Source organism: Acidisoma sp. 7E03 (assembly GCF_054665075.1).
The window spans coordinates 187,397-204,103 of the sequence record NZ_BAAFHE010000006.1 but is presented as its reverse complement, the minus strand read 5'-3'; the positions used below and the strand labels follow the sequence as shown (position 1 = coordinate 204,103).

The following is a 16,707-nucleotide window of genomic DNA, read 5'->3' as shown; positions in this document are numbered from 1 at the left end:
CCTCTGCCGCCGTCCGCTCTCGTCCGAACCGCCGTATCGGCGCGATCCTGCGCTGCCTATGACCACACAAGAAAGCCCTAAATGCGACGTTTCCGACAAAAATCCCCTCATTGATGCCCCATTAATCCCCAACTTCATGAAGAAGACACGCTATTGTTCCGGGATGAGTAAATTTTAATCCACCTTAGAGCCGAGACGACCTTTCCATGTCTGTGACAAGATTCTCCCTTGATGACAAAACCGCTCTGGTCACCGGCGCCTCCCGCGGCATCGGCCGGGCGATTGCGCTGGCGCTGGCGAGCGCCGGCGCCCATGTCATCCTGACCGGGCGGGAGGCTGCCAACCTAGGCGAAACGGCCGAGATGGTTGAAGGCGCCGGAGGCTCGGCCGAAATCGCCCTGCTCGACGTGGGCGACCCAACAAGCATCACCGAGTGTTTCCAAAATATTCAGGGAAGACTTGATATCCTCGTCAACAACGCTGGTATGGAAGAGGTACGACCGTCGCTGGAGGTGGATGTCTCGCTCTGGGATCGCATCCTCGACGTCAATCTGCGCGGCAGCTTCTTCTGCGCCCAAGCGGCGGCACGCCGGATGGTGGCAGCCGGTCACAGCGGCGCCATCCTGAACCTTTGTTCGCTCACCTCTGCCGTGGGGATTCCAACGGCGGTTCCTTACGGTTCTTCAAAGGCTGGGCTCGTCGGCATGACGCATGCGCTGGCCGCCGAATGGGCTCCCGTGGGTATCCGGGTCAACGGCATCGGGCCTGGCTATTTCAGAACTGCGCTGACCGAGGCCTTCTATGCCGATGCCGCGTGGGAAGCGCGCATGCGCGCGCGCATTCCGCTGGGCCGCTTCGGGCAGCTCGAGGATCTGGCCGGCGCCGCCATCTTTCTGTGCTCGGATGCCGCGGCCTACGTCACCGGCCAGGTGCTCTATGTCGACGGCGGCATCCTGGCGTCGCTATGATCTGACAAATGGCGCGCCCGCAGTGCGAGACCAGGCGGCTAAGATGCCCGAGCAAGCACGCAACCTCCAGATTGTCCAATCGTTGATCAAAGACGTGAAAGCAAACCCGCAAACCCTTCTTTTATCATGAGGAAGATCAACGGTGAGCAAACGACCTAAGGTTTTTCATTCTTTCAAAACGTATCTGAAACATTTTGCCCTCGCTTCGGCGACCCCGGCGGCCCCGCCATCAGGCCTGCGGCGCCTTATCAGGCCCTCGTGCGCGACATTTTCCGCGCGTCGGAGGAGGGAGGAGATGCGGTTGGACGCCCAGTGACCGCAGGTAATCCCGAGGAGCATGGCGTACAGCCGCCCTGGCGCCGAGCCTGCGGACCGCCTCGCGCGCCGGCGTGAGACCACAAAAAAGGCAGGCTCCCGAGGGCCTGCCTTTTCCATAGCGTCAACGCATCCCCGGCGGAGAGCGCCTGGGCTCAGCCCTTGTCGAGATCCCGCACCACATCGGGCCGGTGCAGGAGGCTGTTTACCTCCATCGCATAGTCGATCGAGGTATCAGCCAGGAAGGAGAGATCCGGCGTCACCCGCAACCGCAGGGAGCGGGCAACCTGACTCCGTAGGAAGGGCGCAACCCGCTTCAACGCCGGCAGAAGCTGGTCCACGTCGCTGCGGCCCAGCCGCGTGACATAGGCGGTCGCCCGCCGCAGATCCGGGCTGACCCGCACCTCCGTCACGGTGATCGCCACCCCGCTCAGCTCGTGATCGCGGATCACGTCGCGGGCGAAGAGATCCGCCAGGATGTGGCGGATTTCTTCGCCGACGCGCAGTTGGCGCTGCGAGGGTGCGTTGCTTCCGGTCACGCCGGCACCAGCTCGCGCTCGTAGCACTCCACGATGTCGCCCTCGCGCAGATCCTGGAACCCGGCGAAGGACAGGCCGCATTCGTAGCCGCGGGCCACTTCCTTCACGTCGTCCTTGAAGCGCTTGAGCTGGGACAGCTCGCCCTCGTGGATCACCACGTTGTCGCGCAGCAGGCGCACGCCGGCGCCACGCCGCACCACGCCGTCGGTCACCATACAGCCGGCGACCTTGCCCGACTTGGTGATGTCGAAGACCTTGCGGATCTCGGCATAGCCCAGGAAGTTCTCACGCACCTTCGGCGCCATGCGGCCGCGCACCAGCTTCTCGATGTCGTCGGCGACGTCATAGATGATGCTGTAGTAGCGGATATCGACGCCCTCGCGCTGTGCAAGCTCCCGCGCCTGAGCGGTCGCCCGCACGTTGAAGGCGACGATCACGGCGTTGGAGGCCTTGGCGAGCTGGATGTCGCTCTCCGAGATCTGGCCGACGCCGGCCAGGAGAACGCGCACCTTCACCTCGTCATTGGCGAGCTTGAGCACCGTCGCCTGAATGGCTTCGGAACTGCCCTGCACATCCGCCTTGATGAGGACGCCGACTTCCTTCTGCACGCCGGCCTGAATGCGGGCGAGCATCTGGTCCAGCGTGCCACGGCCGGCAATCGCCCCGGCCGCCGCCTTGTCGCGCAGCTTGCGCTGGCGGAATTCGGCGATCTCACGCGCCCGCTGCTCGTCGTCCACCACCGTGAAGGTCTCGCCCGCGCCCGGCACCGCCGAGAGACCGAGCACTTCCACCGGAACGGACGGGCCGGCCGTCTTCACATTCTGACCGTTCCAATCGATCAGCGCGCGGACACGACCATATTCGGCACCGGCGACGAGAATATCGCCCGTCCACAGCGTGCCCTTCTGGACGAGAACGGTTGCGACCGGACCGCGCCCACGGTCGAGGCGGCTTTCGATCACCGTGCCCTCGGCATCGCGCGTCGGATTGGCCTTGAGGTCGAGCATCTCGGCCTGCACGAGGATCGCTTCCTCGAGCTTGTCGAGGCCCGTGCGCTTCAGCGCGGAGACGTGAATCTCCTGCGTGTCGCCGCCCAGGCTTTCCACCACGATTTCGTGCTGCAGCAGCTCGTTGCGCACGCGGTCGGGGTTGGCGCCCACCTTGTCCATCTTGTTGATGGCCACGATGATCGGCACGCCCGCCGCCTTGGCGTGGCTGATCGCCTCGATCGTCTGCGGCATCACGCCATCATCGGCGGCAACCACCAGCACGACGATGTCCGTGACGCTCGCGCCGCGGGAGCGCATGGCCGTGAACGCGGCATGGCCCGGAGTGTCGATGAAGGTGATCTTGTCACCCGACTGCGTGGTGATCTGGTAGGCGCCGATATGCTGGGTGATACCACCTGCCTCGCCCGCCGCGACGTCCGTCTGGCGCAGCGCATCGAGCAGGCTGGTCTTGCCGTGATCGACATGGCCCATGATGGTCACGACCGGCGGCCGCGGCAGCAGATCGTCTTCCTCGTCCACCTCGCCTTCGAGGCCGAGCTCGACGTCGCTTTCGGACACGCGCTTCACGCGATGGCCGAATTCCTGAACCACCAGTTCGGCCGTGTCGGCGTCGATCGTCTGGGTGATGGTCGCCATCACGCCCATCTTCATGAGCGTCTTGACGACGTCACCCGCACGGGCGGCCATACGGTTGGCGAGTTCCTGCACCGTGATGCTCTCGGGGATCACCACGTCGCGCACCACCTTCACCTGGTCGGCGCGCAGACGCTCGAGCTCCGCCTGGCGGCGCTCGCGATCCCGCTGCCGGCGCATGGAGGCGATGGAGCGCACGCGCTCATCGTCACCTTCGATCGCGGCCTGAACGTTGATCTTGCCGGCGCGGCGCCGATCGTCGGCCCCCTTCTTGGGCGCAACGACGGCGGGCTTGCGCGGCGGTACGGCCGCGCCACCACCTGCGCGGCGGACGGGGCGCTGATCATCGTCTTCCTCACCCGCCCGGCCCGAGGGCTTGAGACGGAGAGTCTCGCCAGGGGCACCGGCGCCGGGATGGCGCGGGGCAGCGGCCGGCCGCGCAGCCGGATTCGGCGCTGGCGGCGGCACGGGTGCGACCGGCGCCTTGCTGCGCAGCGGGGCGACAGAAGCAGCACTCGCCGGACGCTGCGAGTCTTCGGCAGCCCGACGCGCTTCCGCTTCGGCCGCGCGGCGCTCCGCTTCCTCGGCAGCCTGCCGTTCGGCTTCTTCGGCCGCGCGGCGTGCCTCTTCTTCCTCACGCCGACGCGCCTCTTCGGCCGCCGACAGGATCATGATTTTCTCGCGCTCGCGGGCCTCGGCCTCGCGCTTCGCCGCGTCGCGCTTCTGGTCTTCCAGAACGCGCTGACGGATGGCGAGTTCGCTCGCCGTCAGCGCGCGCGAACCCGTGCCGGAGCCGGCACGGCCGCCGCCCTGAGGACGGCCGCTGCCCGCAGGCTGGCCGGCAGCAGAAGGGGCGGCCGGCGGCGGCGTGCCTGGGGCACGCTTCTTCCGAACCTCAACCTGCACCACCTTGGACCGGCCATGGCTGAAACTCTGGCGCACGGAACCTGCATCCACGGTCCGCCCCAGCTCCAGTCGCCCGGAAGGGCGCAGGGACAATCTCGCCTTGCCGTCTTGGTCTTTCGTATCGCTCACTATCATCCGCCCGGTTGATCAGCCTCGCTCCGGCTTCGGGAAATCCCGGCCAGACGCTCAGTCTCTGTCAGCAGCATCGATGCCAGCCGCCCGGCCGATACCGCCACATGCACGGCATGGTCACGCCCGAAGATCTGCCCCAGTTCCTGGGCAGGCAAGGGAGCGATCACGGGAACCGCGCGTCCATTCAACAATCTGGCGCGTTCCTCGACGCTGCCGTCCAAAGCCTGGACGATCAGCGCCGCACGATCGGCCGCCAGCCACTCACGCGCCTTGGTAAATCCACATACGGCCTGACCAGCGCGCCGGGTCAGGCCCAAAACCTCGATCACTCTCCGCTTGAGCGCTGCCTCGATGATGTCCGGCAAATCGGCGGGCACCACAACCTCCGCACGTGCAGCCCGTGCGAAAGCCTTTCGAGCGAGAGCGGTTTCTATCACATCCCGCCGCGCGCTCAACCACATTCCCCGTCCGGGCAGCCCTGCCTTGAGGTCAGGCACGACCATCCGCTCGGGGCCCAGGACAAACCTGATCATGGTCTTGGGACGGTTCCGTTCGCGTGTCACGATACAGCGACGGAACGGTCCCTTCTCGTCGTCGGCGCCCTCATCCTCAGGCAGCTCCTGAGGTCCGGCCGCGTCCATGACGAGGCCGGAGATAGGCGCCGCGGTCAGACGCGGGTCATCATTCTGCTGCGGGCTCAGAATCGCCCTCCTCCTCACCCTCGAACCAATGCGCCCGCGCCTGCATGATCACGGCATTCGCAGTCTCTTCGTCGAGACCGGCGCCGACGATCTCGATCAGTTCGTCGGAAGCAAGGTCGGCCAGATCGTCGAGCGTCTTCACGCCCTTCTCTCCCAATGCGACCAGCGCCTGCGGCGAGAATATCTCGAAGGAGGCGACGTCGTCCGTCACGCCGAGGGCGACCCGGCGATCTTCCAGCTCACGATCCCGACGCGTCATGAACTCTTCGGCACGGCGGATCAGTTCACCCGCCACGTTCTCGTCGAAGCCTTCGATCTCAGCCAATTCCTCGACCGGCGTGTAGGCCAGTTCCTCGAGGGTGGTGAAGCCCTCGGTCACCAGCAGACCGGCGATCACGTCGTCCACATCCAGCGCCTCCACGAAGAGGCCGGAGCGACGACGGAACTCTTCCTGACGGCGCTCGCTCTCTTCCGCCTCGGTCAGGATGTCGATGTCCCACCGCGTCAGCTGGCTAGCGAGACGAACGTTCTGGCCGCGGCGGCCGATGGCGAGCGACAGCTGGGTATCGGGCACGACGACTTCAACGCGCCCGGTCTCCTCTTCCATCACCACCTTGGTCACTTCGGCCGGCGCCAGAGCATTCACGACGAAGGTCGCGGCCTGAGCGCTCCAGGGGATGATGTCGATCTTTTCGCCCTGAAGCTCCTGCACCACGGCCTGAACGCGGCTGCCGCGCATGCCGACGCAGGCACCCACGGGGTCGATCGAGGCATCGCGGCTGATCACCGCCATCTTGGCGCGGCTGCCGGGGTCGCGCGCCACGGCCTTGATCTCGATGATGCCGTCATAGATTTCCGGCACTTCCTGGGCGAAGAGCTTGGCAAGGAAGCCCGGATGGGTGCGGCTGAGGAAGATCTGCGGGCCGCGCGGCTCTTCCCGTACGTCATAGATATAGGCGCGCACGCGATCGCCGTTTCGGAAGCTCTCGCGCGCGATCAGCTCGTCGCGGCGCAGCAGCGCCTCCGCCCGGCCGAGATCTACCATGAGGTTGCCGTATTCCGTCCGCTTGACCACGCCGTTGACGATTTCGCCCACGCGATCCTTGAACTCGGCAAACTGGCGGCGGCGCTCGTATTCGCGCACGCGCTGGACGATCACCTGCTTGGCCGTCTGCGCCGCGATGCGGCCGAAGTCGATCGGCGGCAGCGGGTCGATGATGAACTCGCCCAGATTGATCTCAGGCTTGAACTTGCGCGCGATGTGCAGCGGGATCTGCGTGTCTTCGTTCTCCGCGACCTCGACCACCTCGGTCCAGCGGGAGAGGCGCACGTCTCCGGTCTTGCGGTCGATCGTCGCGCGAATGTCCTTCTCGTGGCCGTATTTGGCGCGGCCGGCCTTCTGGATCGCCTGCTCCATCGCCTCCAGGACCTCGTCGCGGTCGATGGATTTCTCGCGGGCGACGGCATCGGCAACCAAGAGCAGCTCAGGGCGGGCTATCGCGGTATCCATGGTCGGGCCTCTCAGAAACGACTCAAAGGTAAAAGCTCAGTGGAGGTCAGTGGGCAGGTCCCGGGCGGTCGCTTCGATCAGCGCATCCGTCAGAACCAGCCGTGCCGTCTTGATGTCGACGAGGGGCAGCGTCACCTCAGTCCCGTCGTCCAGCCGCATGCGGCCCTGGCCCTCTGCGGCACCCAGCACGATGCCGGAGAACCGGCGCCGTCCATCGAGCGTCGGTATCGTCATCTCCACCTTCGCGAGATGGCCCGAGAACCGGTTCCAATCCTTGGCCCGGGTCAGAGGCCGATCGATGCCCGCGGAGCTTACCTCCAAAGTCCAAGCGCCGGGGACGATATCTTCGACGTCCAGTACGGCGCCGATCTGGTGGCTGATCGTCTCGCAGTCGTCGATGGTGATCTGGTTGCCGTCGGCGCGGTCAGCCATGATCTGCACCGTCGGGCGTTCGCGGCCGAGCATGCGGACACGAACCAGCTCGAAGCCCATGGCTTCCAGCCGCGGCATGATGATCTCGGCCAGGCGCGCGTCGAACCCGGAATGATGCGGTCTGTCGTCGTCGGTCAAAACAAAAAAGGCGGCCTTTTGGGCCACCCCCGTCGGTTCATCGGTGAAGGGAAGACCTCGCATATAGGCGGGTGCGGGCGGCTCTGCAAGCAGGAAGCCCGAGGCGCAGATCTGATCAGCGGCCGGTCTAGCTGCAGTGGCTTGCCAAGCGCGGGGCGGCCTCGCTACATCCTGGGCCAAGCAATAAAAAAGGCGGCCCAGGGCCACCCTTTTTCAGTTTCTTGGATGTGTTCCCCGCTGATCGCAGGAGTTCTTGTTGCGTGGAGGATAACTCGCACCGGGGCCGTCTGCCAAGGTTTTTCCGCGCGCGAGGGTCATCCTCCGTTCGGTTATGCCATGCAGGAGGCTTGTTCCTGTTCTGCATGATCGGCGGCCTGGCGGCTCAAGGAAGCACGACGGCCCTCGCCGCGACCGTCGCCAATACACCGCATTTCGTCCTGACCAGCCCGACGGTGCAGACCGGCGCCACCATCCCCAAGGCGGATGTCGGCACCCGCAACGGGTGCACGGGCGGCGACCAGTCGCCCCCGCTCATCTGGAATGATGGCCCCGCCGGCACCGGCAGCTATGCGATCAGCATGGCGGATCTCGATGCTCGCGTCGGCGTTACCTGGCTGTGGATGATGTTCAATATCCCGGCCAGCGTGACGACACTGCAGCAGAATGCGGCTGAGGACGAGAAGCTGCGCCCCGCCGGAACGGTGCAGGCGCGCAACGGCTTCGGCAATGCGGGCTATACGGGGCCCTGTCCGCACCCGGGCAAGCTCGCGCACCACTATCTCATCACCGTTTGGGCTTTGAAGGACCGCAGCCTGCCTTTCAAGGAAGGGACGCCGGCGGAGAAGGTCGCGATCTTCCTGCGCCGCAATGCGCTCGGCCATGCCAGCCTCACCCCGCATTACGGCGGCGCCCGCTGATCCTCCGTCCCGCGCAGCAGGCCTCGCCAAGACCCGCAGCGCGGCGTATCTAGGGGTTTTCGTTCCGGATACGCACCGATGCCGCAACGTCTGCTTGCGCTGGATGGGCTGAGGGGCCTGCTGGCTCTTTATATTCTGGCGGGGCATACGCTGCCGTTCCTCTTCCTGCCACCCTCTGTGAGCTGGATCGCGGGTCTCGTCTCGCATGGCCGCGCTGCGGTCGACCTCTTCTTCGCGCTGAGCGGCTTCGTCATCCTGCATGCCTTGGAACCGCAGGCGGGGACCCAAGGCTGGGCGGCCGCCGGCCGCTTCCTGGCCTTGCGCGCCGGGCGTCTCCTTCCCGTCTATTTCCTGGCGCTAGCCCTTGCCTGTGGCGCGCTCGCGGCCGGAGACCCTTTTCCCGCCATGCCCTGGCTCGGCGCAGGCGGTGTGGCCCATGCCGTGCTCGAACCCGGCTGGCCGCCGCAGCCATGGCTGCATCTCCTTGCCCATCTCCTGATGCTGCACAGCCTCCTGCCTCCGAGGCTCCTGCCCGGCGCCGAATACGCCTTGCTCGGCCCCGCCTGGAGTCTCGGAACGGAGTGGCAGTTCTATACGCTGATGGCCGTCTGCCTAGCCGCCGCACCCGCTCTGCTCACCGGCGGCACCGGCCGCCTCGTCGCCCTCCTGCTGCTGCTCGGGCTCGGCGGGCTCGGCATCTCGGCGCTACCCGACGCCTGGCGTTTCGGCCGCGCCTTTCTGCCGCGCGAAGCGTGGTATTTCGCCCTAGGCCTGGCAAGCCATGGCTGGTTGAGCCGGCGACTCCGCCCCCTGCCCTTCATGGCGGTGGTGATAGTCGCCATCGGCATGAGCGCGGCGGCGCGGGAGCCGGGTGGCGGCTGGGGCGCGACGGCCGTGCCTCTCGTCTGGATCCTTTGCCTGAGGGCGCAGCAGCCGAGATGGCGCGCCGACCACGGGCTGCGGCGGCTTCTCACCTGGCCGCCGCTGCTATGGTGCGGCGGCCTCTCTTATTCTCTCTATCTGCTGCATGCGCCGGTCCAGCGCCTGCTGATGCTGGCTCTCGCGCCGCTCGCCCATGGCGACGGGCCGCTCTTCACCCTGATCTGGGGACCAGCCGCCTTGCTGTTGCCGCTCGCCGTGGCGGCACTCGTGCATCGCACGGTGGAAGAACCCTGCCGCCGCTGGAGCCGCGCCCGTATCCTCGGCGCGGCGCGTCCGCGCGTCACGCCTTTCGGATCAGGCTCCAATACATCGGTTGCCGGCCGGCCTTGAGCGCCTTGGCTTCATAGCGCGTCGGCGGCCAACCCTCCGGGCGGTCCTGCGCGGGCGCCGGCACCTCGAACAGATCCTGGGCCGCGAGCACTTCGGCAGTCCAGGCCTGATAGGTCGGGTCATCGGTTGCGATGCGCCACAGACCGCCCGGACGGATCAACCGTCCCGCCAGAGCCACGTTGGTGGGATGCATGAAGCGCCGTTTGGCGTGGCGCGCCTTGGGCCAGGGGTCCGGAAACATCAGATAGAGCCGCGAGAGGGCGCCGTCCGGCAGTTGCCCCAGAAGATGCCGCGCGTCCTCATCCCAGAGGCGAAGATTGCCCGGCAGCGGCGGAATCGTCTCCGTGCCGTCATCCGGCACCAAGGCCGACAACATCGAGCAGATGCCGTTCTCGAAGACCTCGCAGGCGATCAGCCCCGCCTCGGGATGCGCCGCGGCGAGCGCGCGCGCATGCTCGCCGCCGCCGAAGCCGACTTCGACCCAAACTTCCTTGGGTGCGACATCAAAGGCGCGGGCGGGAGCGGCCAGCGCCGCCTCCGGCACCCGCAAGCGCGGCAGGACCTGCTCCATGAGCCAGACCTGCCGTGCCCGCAGGGCGTGTCCGCGCTGCCGGCCGTAGAGACGGTCCGGCTGAGGCTTCGCGTCGATCAGCGGTTGAAGGCGGACTTCAGCGCCGGCACGAGGTCGGTCCGTTCCCAGGTGAAGGTGCCCTTTTCCTCATCCGGCGTGCGGCCGAAATGGCCATAGGCCGAGGTCGGCGCATAGATCGGGCGGTTGAGGTGCAGATGCTCGCGGATGCCGCGCGGCGAAAGGTTCACGAGCTCGCGGAGCGTCTTCTCCAGCTTCTGCTCGTTCACGTCCCGGCCCGTGCCATGCAGGTCGACATAGACGGACAGCGGATGGGAGACGCCGATGGCGTAGGAGATCTGCAGCGTGCACTTGTCGGCGAGGCCGGAGGCGACGACGTTCTTGGCGAGATAGCGGCAGACATAGGCCGCCGACCGGTCGACCTTGGTCGGGTCCTTGCCCGAGAAGGCGCCGCCGCCATGCGGGGCTGCACCGCCGTAGGTGTCGACGATGATCTTGCGGCCCGTCAGGCCGCAGTCGCCGTCCGGACCGCCAACCACGAAGGTGCCCGTCGGGTTGATGTAGATCTCGCTATCCGCTGGCATCCAGCCCTCGGGCAGGCTGCTCTGGATGATGGGCAGCACCATGTCGCGCACCTTGGCGAGGCTGACATCAGCGTCGTGCTGGGTGGAGACGACGACGCTGGTCGCACCCACCGGCTTGCCGTCGACGTAGCGCAGCGTCACCTGGCTCTTCGCATCCGGCTGCAGGCCAGCGACCGAGAGGTCCTTGTTGCGGCGGAGTTCGCTCATCCGGCGCAGGATGAGATGGGAGTAATAGAGCGGCGCCGGCATCAGCTCTTCGGTCTCACGGCAGGCATAGCCGAACATGATGCCCTGGTCGCCCGCGCCTTCGTCCTTGTTGCCGGCGGCGTCCACGCCAACCGCGATGTCGGCGGACTGGGCGTGCAGATGGACAGCCACGTCGGCATTGCGCCAGGAGAAGCCTTCCTGGTCGTAGCCGATGTCATGCACCGCAAGGCGCGCGAGATGGGCCAGGTATTCGTGCGTGATGGTGTCAGGCCCGCGGGTTTCGCCCGCCAGCACGATGCGGTTCGTCGTCACCAGCGTTTCGCAGGCGACACGGGCGTAGGGGTCTGCTGCCAGAAAGGCGTCGAGCACGGTGTCGCTGATCCGGTCGGCAACCTTGTCGGGATGGCCTTCGGAAACCGATTCTGACGTAAACAGGTACTCGCCGGTGTCGCGCATAAGGTGCTCCGTGCTGACAGGAGGAATCCTCACCGACCGGCGAGGGAGTGCGCATTTCGCCTAAAGAGGGAGGCGGGTCAACCCTCCGGCGATTGAGCCAGACCCAAGACATGCCTCATATTGTAGAGACCGGGGGCTTGGCCGCGCAGCCAGAGCGCAGCCCGTACGGCGCCGGTCGCGAAGGTCCTGCGGTCGAAAGCCCGGTGCGAGAGAATGATTTGCTCGTCACTGCCGGCAAAGAGCAGGCTGTGCTCGCCCACCACCTGCCCACCGCGCAGAGCGGCGAAGCCAATGGCGCCGTCAGGGCGCGGGCCGGTATGGCCGTCCCGACCGCTCTGCATGACGTCCTTAAGATCGACTTTACGTCCTTGCGCCACCGCCCGCCCCATGGCGATAGCGGTTCCCGACGGCGCATCCACCTTCTGGCGGTGATGCATCTCGACGATTTCGGCGTCGTATTGCGCGGCCGGCAGCGCCGCGCCCATCATTTCGGCCAAAGCCAGAACCAGGGTGACACCGGCCGAAAAATTCGCGGCATAGACCACGGGGATTCGCCGCGCGGCCTCGGCCACCACAGCCTCTTCCTCCGCCGAGAGGCCCGAGGTGCCGAGCACCCATGGCGTGCCGGCGGCGGTGAGTGCCGCCGCATGGCTCTCGGCTGTGCCGGCGCGTGTGAAGTCGATCACGACATCGGACTGCGCTGCCAAAGTGGCGACGTCGGGGAAGAGCGGCACGGGCGACTCGGTCGCGAAACGACGCCGCGTGCCGCCGGCGAGAATGGCGCCCGCGGCCTCCACCTCCTCCACCAGCATCTGGCCCATCCGGCCAGAGATGCCGGCAATCCCGATACGCGAAGACATCAATATATAAGTATCCGTTGATCAGTACATATGCTGGCCACCGTTGATCGACAGCGTCGACCCGGTGACGAAGCTCGCATCATCAGCCGTGAGGAAGACGACGCCGCGGGCGATGTCCTCGGCATGGCCGAGACGCCCGACCGGAATGCGGGCCACGATCTTGGCCAGAACATCCTCGGGCACGGCGCGCACCATATCGGTATCGACATAACCAGGCGCGATGGCGTTCACGGTGATGCCGAAGCGGGCCCCCTCCTGGGCCAGCGCCTTGGTGAAGCCGTGGATGCCGGATTTCGCCGCAGCGTAGTTGACCTGGCCGTATTGCCCAGCCTGGCCGTTGATGCTGCCGATGTTGACGACGCGTCCGAACTTCTTGGCCTTCATGCCGTCGAAGGTCAGCTTGCAGAGATTGAAGCAGGAGCCGAGATTGGTGTCGATCACGGCGTCCCACATGTCGCGGGTCATCTTCGCCATGGTGGCATCGCGGGTGATGCCCGCGTTGTTGACGAGGATCTCGATGGGCCCGAACTCCTCAGAGATGCGCTTCACCGCCACTTCGCAGGCTGCATAATCGCCGGCGTCGAACTGCAGCGTGGCGATGCCGGTCTCGCGGCCGAAGGCTTCCGCCTTCTCGACGTTGCCGGCGTAGCTCGCGACGACGGTGCGCCCCGCTTCCTTCAATGCGATGCTGATGGCAGCGCCGATGCCGCGCGTTCCACCGGTGACCAGTGCCACTTTGGACATGCTCTTCCCCTCGCTCTTGGGCGTGCGTCCGGACGCTCCGCTCCGGATACGCCGTGCCTGGCAACCCTAGCCCGAAATGCCCAGCGTGCCAGCGGTCAATTCGGCAGCGGAGACGACAAAATCAATTCGACCAGCGGCCGACCTCGGCGCGGTGCGCCCGTCGGACGACATAGAGGGTCCAGATCAGCGGCGGGATGAGGGGCACCGGCACTACCATCGGCTTGTAGAAGGAGGGGGCGGCAAGGAAACACCAGGCGGCACAGGCACCGAAGAGAGTGAAACCCCAATAGATCAGGGTGATGAACCAGGGTGCCATGCCGGCGCGGTGGGCGACCTGGAAGAGATGGCCGCGATGCGCCTGGGTGATGTTCTCTCCCCGCAGCAGCCGGCGCATCAGGGTGAAGGCAACGTCGTAGAGCGCGCCGGACAGCATCATCGGCACCAGAACGAAGGACAGCTCGGTGCTCTCGAAGCGGGAGGAGGCGACGGCCAGCATGGCGAGCACGAAACCGCAGAACTGGCTGCCGACGTCACCCATGAAGATGCGGGCGCGCGGGTAGTTGAAGGGTAGGAAACCCAGCACGCCGGCGGCGAGCAGGGCGGCGGCGAAATAGGTGAACCAGCCCGCTGCATGGGCGGCGAAGATGCTCAGGAAGACGCAGGTGATGAAGGTGATGCCGGCGGCGAGCCCGTTCATCCCGTCGATGAAGTTCATCGCGTTCGTCGCGAAGAGAATCCAGCAGAGCGTGAAGGGAATGGCGAGTGGCCCGACATCGACACCGCCGATGTAAGGGAGGTGATAGGCCGAGACGTAGAGGCCGGTGCCGACGGCGGTCAGCGCGGCCGCCACCTGGGCGCCGAGCTTCACGACGAAGCGGTAGTCGTAGATGTCGTCCAGCAGGGCGACCAAGGCGATCGCGAAAGCCGACAGGATCATGCCGCGGAAATAGGGATCGGCGAGGCGGGCGAATTCCGCCACCTGATAGAGAAAGAGAATGCCCGCGAGATAGGCGAGAACGATGCCAATGCCGCCGAGCTTGGGCGTCGGCCTCTCATGCGCCTTCCGACCCTCCGGGTGGTCCATCACCCCCACCGCAATCATCACCCGGACGACGCCGGCCGAGAGCAGGGCCAGACAGATCAGGAAGAGCAGGTGATTGAGGATGGCAGGGAGGGTCATGCGCACCGGGTCTTGAACGGCGGCGGACCATGGCCGATGCCCTGCGGGAGAGCAAGACGGCAAAGGCCCCCGCCCGCGCCAGTCGAGGCCGATCGATCGGCCAGCACGCGCGGGCGGCATGCAGCAAGGCCGGTTGCCTCCAGCCGCCGCATCCGCTACACGCCCGCCCCTGACGTCGGCACCCCTGGAGGCCGGCGTTTTCCGTATTTCCAAGGAGCGAGTTATGGCCAATTTCACGTCTATTCCGGCCGAGCTGCGCGAGCGGGCAGGTAAGGGGGCAGCGCGCGCGACACGCCGGGCGGGGAAAGTTCCCGCCGTCATCTACGGTGCGAAGCAAACGCCGACCCTGATCTCCCTCGACCCCCGCTCGGTGATGAAGGAGCTGCATCGCGGCGGCTGGCGATCCCGTCTGTATGAGCTGGATCTCGGCTCGGAGAAGCCGCGCGCGCTGATCCGCGACATCCAATTCCATCCGGTGACCGACCAGCCGGAGCATGTCGATTTCCAGCGTCTGGCAGCAGGCGAGCAGATCCGCGTCGCCGTCGCCGTGGTCTTCGAGGGTGACGCCGTCTCCCCTGGCCTGAAGCGTGGCGGCGTTCTGAACGTCGTGCGCCACACGGTGGAAGTCTATGCCGATCCGGAGACCGTGCCCGAGCACTTCGTGGCCGATCTCACCGAACTCGACATCAACGACAACGTCCGCTTCTCCGACCTGAAGGGCACCGAAGGCACCCGGCCGACGATCGTCGACCGCGACTTCGTCATCGCGAGCATCGCCTCCGTGCAGCAGAACGCGGCCGATGCCGCCGAAGACGCCGCCAAGGCTGAGGCCGCTGCCGCTGCTGCCGCCGCCAAGGGTGGCAAGGCCGCGCCGAAGAAGAAGTAAGCCGCTCACCGCGCGAAGGGAGGCCAGGTCCACCCATGTTGCTTTGGGTCGGGCTCGGCAACCCCGAGCCGGGAATGGCAAGGCAGCGCCACAATATCGGCTTCATGGCGCTGGATGTGATCGCGACCCGCCACGGCTTCACGCCGTGGCGGCCGCGTTTCAAGGGGTTGGTGGCCGAAGGGCGCGTCGGCACCGAGAAGGTGCTCGCCCTCAAGCCGATGACCTATATGAATCTGTCCGGCCAGTCGGTGCAGCAGGCGCTCGCCTTCTTCAAGATTGCGCCCGCCGAGATGACGGTGTTTCACGACGAGTTGGACCTCGTACCCGGCAAGCTGCGGGTCAAACGCGGCGGCGGGGCGGCGGGGCATAACGGCCTGCGGAGTATCGATCAGCTCATTGGCACGCCGGACTATTGGCGCGTCCGCCTCGGCATCGGCCATCCCGGCCACAAGGACCGGGTGCATGGCTATGTCTTGGGGGACTTCGCGAAGGCCGATCAGAGCTGGCTCGTTCCCTTCCTCGATGCCGTGGCCGATAACGCCGCGCAACTGGCCGGCGGCGAGCCTGAGAAATTCATGACCAGCGTTTCCGAAGACATGCGGAAGGTACAGTAATGGGCTTCAATTGCGGCATCGTCGGCCTGCCCAATGTCGGTAAGTCGACGCTCTTCAACGCCTTGACGGCGACCGCCGCCGCCCAGGCCGCCAACTACCCCTTCTGCACGATCGAGCCGAATGTCGGCCGCGTCGCGGTGCCCGATCGCCGTCTCCAGGCGCTGGCCACCATCGGAAAAAGCCAGAAGATCGTCCCGACCAGCCTGGAATTCGTGGACATCGCCGGCCTCGTGCGCGGCGCTTCCAAGGGTGAGGGCCTCGGCAACCAGTTCCTCGCCAATATCCGCGAGACGGACGCAATCATCCACGTCCTGCGCTGCTTCGAGGATGGGGACATCACCCATGTCGAAGGCTCCGTCGACCCGGTGCGCGACGCCGAGGTGGTGGAGACGGAGCTGATGCTCGCCGATCTCGAAAGCCTCGAGAAGCGGGTGCCGAACCTGCAGAAGAAGGCGCGCGGCGGCGACAAGGAAAGCGCGGCGCAGCTCGAACTGATCGAGCCCATCGTCAAGGCGCTGACGGAAGGCAAGTCGGCCTGGAGCGCGATCGCACCGGCCGACCGCAAGATGGCGGAGCGGCTGCAGCTGCTTACTGCGAAGCCGGTTCTCTACGTCTGCAACGTCGAGGAAGCCTCGGCCGCCACGGGCAATGCCTTCTCCGCTAAGGTCGCCGAGATGGCGAAGGCGAAGGGCGCGGCCCACGTCATCGTCTCCGCCGCCATTGAAGCCGAGGTCAGCCAGCTGCCCGAGGAGGAGCAGGCGGAGTTCCTCGAAGGCCTCGGCCTCACGGAAAGCGGCCTCGCCCGCGTCATTGCGGCCGGCTACGGGCTGCTCGGCCTCATCACCTATTTCACGGTGGGCCCCAAGGAGACCCGCGCCTGGACGATCGAACGCGGCTTCAAGGCGCCGCAGGCCGCCGGCGTCATCCATGGCGATTTCGAGCGCGGCTTCATCGCCTGCGAGACCATCGCCTATGACGACTACATCGCCTTCAAGGGTGAGGCCGGCGCGCGCGAAGCCGGCAAGCTGCGTATCGAAGGCAAGGAATACGTTGTGAAGGACGGCGACGTCCTGCTGTTCCGCTTCAACGTCTGAGCATTCTTGCCGTCGCCCTC

General features: G+C 66.2%; 16 protein-coding genes. 6 read left to right on the top strand and 10 right to left on the bottom strand.

The genetic code is table 11. The features are described from left to right. Positions 1–206: 206 nt before the first annotated feature. Positions 207–968, top strand: a complete 762-nt coding sequence (locus ACYQ6W_RS11455; RefSeq protein WP_459675424.1) for an SDR family NAD(P)-dependent oxidoreductase — start codon at positions 207–209, stop codon at positions 966–968. 470 nt (positions 969–1,438) lie between these two features. Here the strand turns inward: ACYQ6W_RS11455 and rbfA are convergent, their stop codons facing one another. From rbfA to rimP, 5 genes are read right to left on the bottom strand one after another with little or no spacing between them, the layout of a single operon-like run. After that, positions 1,439–1,849 (bottom strand): 30S ribosome-binding factor RbfA, encoded by a 411-nt coding sequence (gene rbfA / locus ACYQ6W_RS11450; RefSeq protein WP_459675423.1) that lies wholly within the window; start codon positions 1,847–1,849, stop codon positions 1,439–1,441. Continuing rightward, the gene (gene infB / locus ACYQ6W_RS11445; protein WP_459675422.1) at positions 1,819–4,500 is read right to left on the bottom strand and encodes a translation initiation factor IF-2; all 2,682 of its coding nucleotides are present in this window, start codon (positions 4,498–4,500) and stop codon (positions 1,819–1,821) included. Before infB ends, rbfA begins: the two co-directional genes overlap by 31 nt. Positions 4,501–4,502: 2 nt before the next feature. After that, positions 4,503–5,144, bottom strand: a complete 642-nt coding sequence (locus ACYQ6W_RS11440) for an RNA-binding protein (RefSeq protein WP_459675421.1) — start codon at positions 5,142–5,144, stop codon at positions 4,503–4,505. Positions 5,145–5,184: 40 nt separating this feature from the next. Beyond that, a complete protein-coding gene (nusA, locus tag ACYQ6W_RS11435; RefSeq protein ID WP_459675419.1) occupies positions 5,185–6,714 on the bottom strand; it encodes a transcription termination factor NusA in 1,530 nt (509 codons plus the stop codon). 36 nt (positions 6,715–6,750) lie between these two features. After that, complete coding sequence (rimP, locus tag ACYQ6W_RS11430) at positions 6,751–7,311, bottom strand: ribosome maturation factor RimP (protein WP_459675417.1); 561 nt, start codon at positions 7,309–7,311, stop codon at positions 6,751–6,753. A gap of 320 nt (positions 7,312–7,631) precedes the next feature. Between rimP and ACYQ6W_RS11425 the strand changes: the two genes are divergently transcribed. Beyond that, entirely contained in the window at positions 7,632–8,201 is a 570-nt protein-coding gene (locus ACYQ6W_RS11425) for a YbhB/YbcL family Raf kinase inhibitor-like protein (RefSeq protein WP_459675416.1), read from the top strand. A 78-nt stretch (positions 8,202–8,279) separates the two neighbouring features. Next, positions 8,280–9,473: an acyltransferase family protein gene (locus ACYQ6W_RS11420; RefSeq protein WP_459675415.1), complete on the top strand. Its 1,194-nt coding sequence runs from the start codon at positions 8,280–8,282 to the stop codon at positions 9,471–9,473. On the opposite strand, the gene trmB is transcribed toward ACYQ6W_RS11420, so the two are convergent. The 5 genes from trmB to ACYQ6W_RS11395 all read right to left on the bottom strand — a co-directional run bounded on the left by trmB (position 9,424) and on the right by ACYQ6W_RS11395 (position 14,093). Continuing rightward, positions 9,424–10,044, bottom strand: a complete 621-nt coding sequence (trmB, locus tag ACYQ6W_RS11415; protein WP_459675413.1) for a tRNA (guanine(46)-N(7))-methyltransferase TrmB — start codon at positions 10,042–10,044, stop codon at positions 9,424–9,426. The genes ACYQ6W_RS11420 and trmB overlap by 50 nt on opposite strands. 77 nt (positions 10,045–10,121) lie before the next feature. Beyond that, positions 10,122–11,309, bottom strand: coding sequence for a methionine adenosyltransferase (gene metK, locus ACYQ6W_RS11410; protein ID WP_459675412.1), 1,188 nt, complete (start codon positions 11,307–11,309; stop codon positions 10,122–10,124). 77 nt (positions 11,310–11,386) lie between these two features. Continuing rightward, positions 11,387–12,169 carry a 4-hydroxy-tetrahydrodipicolinate reductase gene (dapB, locus tag ACYQ6W_RS11405; RefSeq protein ID WP_459675411.1) on the bottom strand — a complete coding sequence of 261 codons (783 nt, stop codon included), beginning with the start codon at positions 12,167–12,169 and terminating at the stop codon, positions 11,387–11,389. A gap of 21 nt (positions 12,170–12,190) precedes the next feature. After that, positions 12,191–12,913: an acetoacetyl-CoA reductase gene (phbB, locus tag ACYQ6W_RS11400; RefSeq protein ID WP_459675410.1), complete on the bottom strand. Its 723-nt coding sequence runs from the start codon at positions 12,911–12,913 to the stop codon at positions 12,191–12,193. A 121-nt stretch (positions 12,914–13,034) separates the two neighbouring features. Then, positions 13,035–14,093 (bottom strand): glycosyltransferase family 4 protein, encoded by a 1,059-nt coding sequence (locus ACYQ6W_RS11395; protein WP_459675409.1) that lies wholly within the window; start codon positions 14,091–14,093, stop codon positions 13,035–13,037. Positions 14,094–14,316: 223 nt separating this feature from the next. Here ACYQ6W_RS11395 and ACYQ6W_RS11390 point away from each other — a divergent pair, with 223 nt between their 5' ends. The 3 genes from ACYQ6W_RS11390 to ychF are packed head-to-tail and all read left to right on the top strand — an operon-like array spanning position 14,317 to position 16,687. Then, the gene (locus ACYQ6W_RS11390) at positions 14,317–14,979 is read left to right on the top strand and encodes a 50S ribosomal protein L25/general stress protein Ctc (protein ID WP_459675408.1); all 663 of its coding nucleotides are present in this window, start codon (positions 14,317–14,319) and stop codon (positions 14,977–14,979) included. Between the two features lie 35 nt (positions 14,980–15,014). Continuing rightward, positions 15,015–15,593: an aminoacyl-tRNA hydrolase gene (pth, locus tag ACYQ6W_RS11385; protein WP_459675407.1), complete on the top strand. Its 579-nt coding sequence runs from the start codon at positions 15,015–15,017 to the stop codon at positions 15,591–15,593. Then, on the top strand, positions 15,593–16,687 hold the full coding sequence (gene ychF, locus ACYQ6W_RS11380) for a redox-regulated ATPase YchF (RefSeq protein ID WP_459675405.1): 1,095 nt from the start codon (positions 15,593–15,595) through the stop codon (positions 16,685–16,687). The genes pth and ychF overlap by 1 nt, the downstream gene beginning before the upstream one ends. Positions 16,688–16,707: the final 20 nt, after the last annotated feature.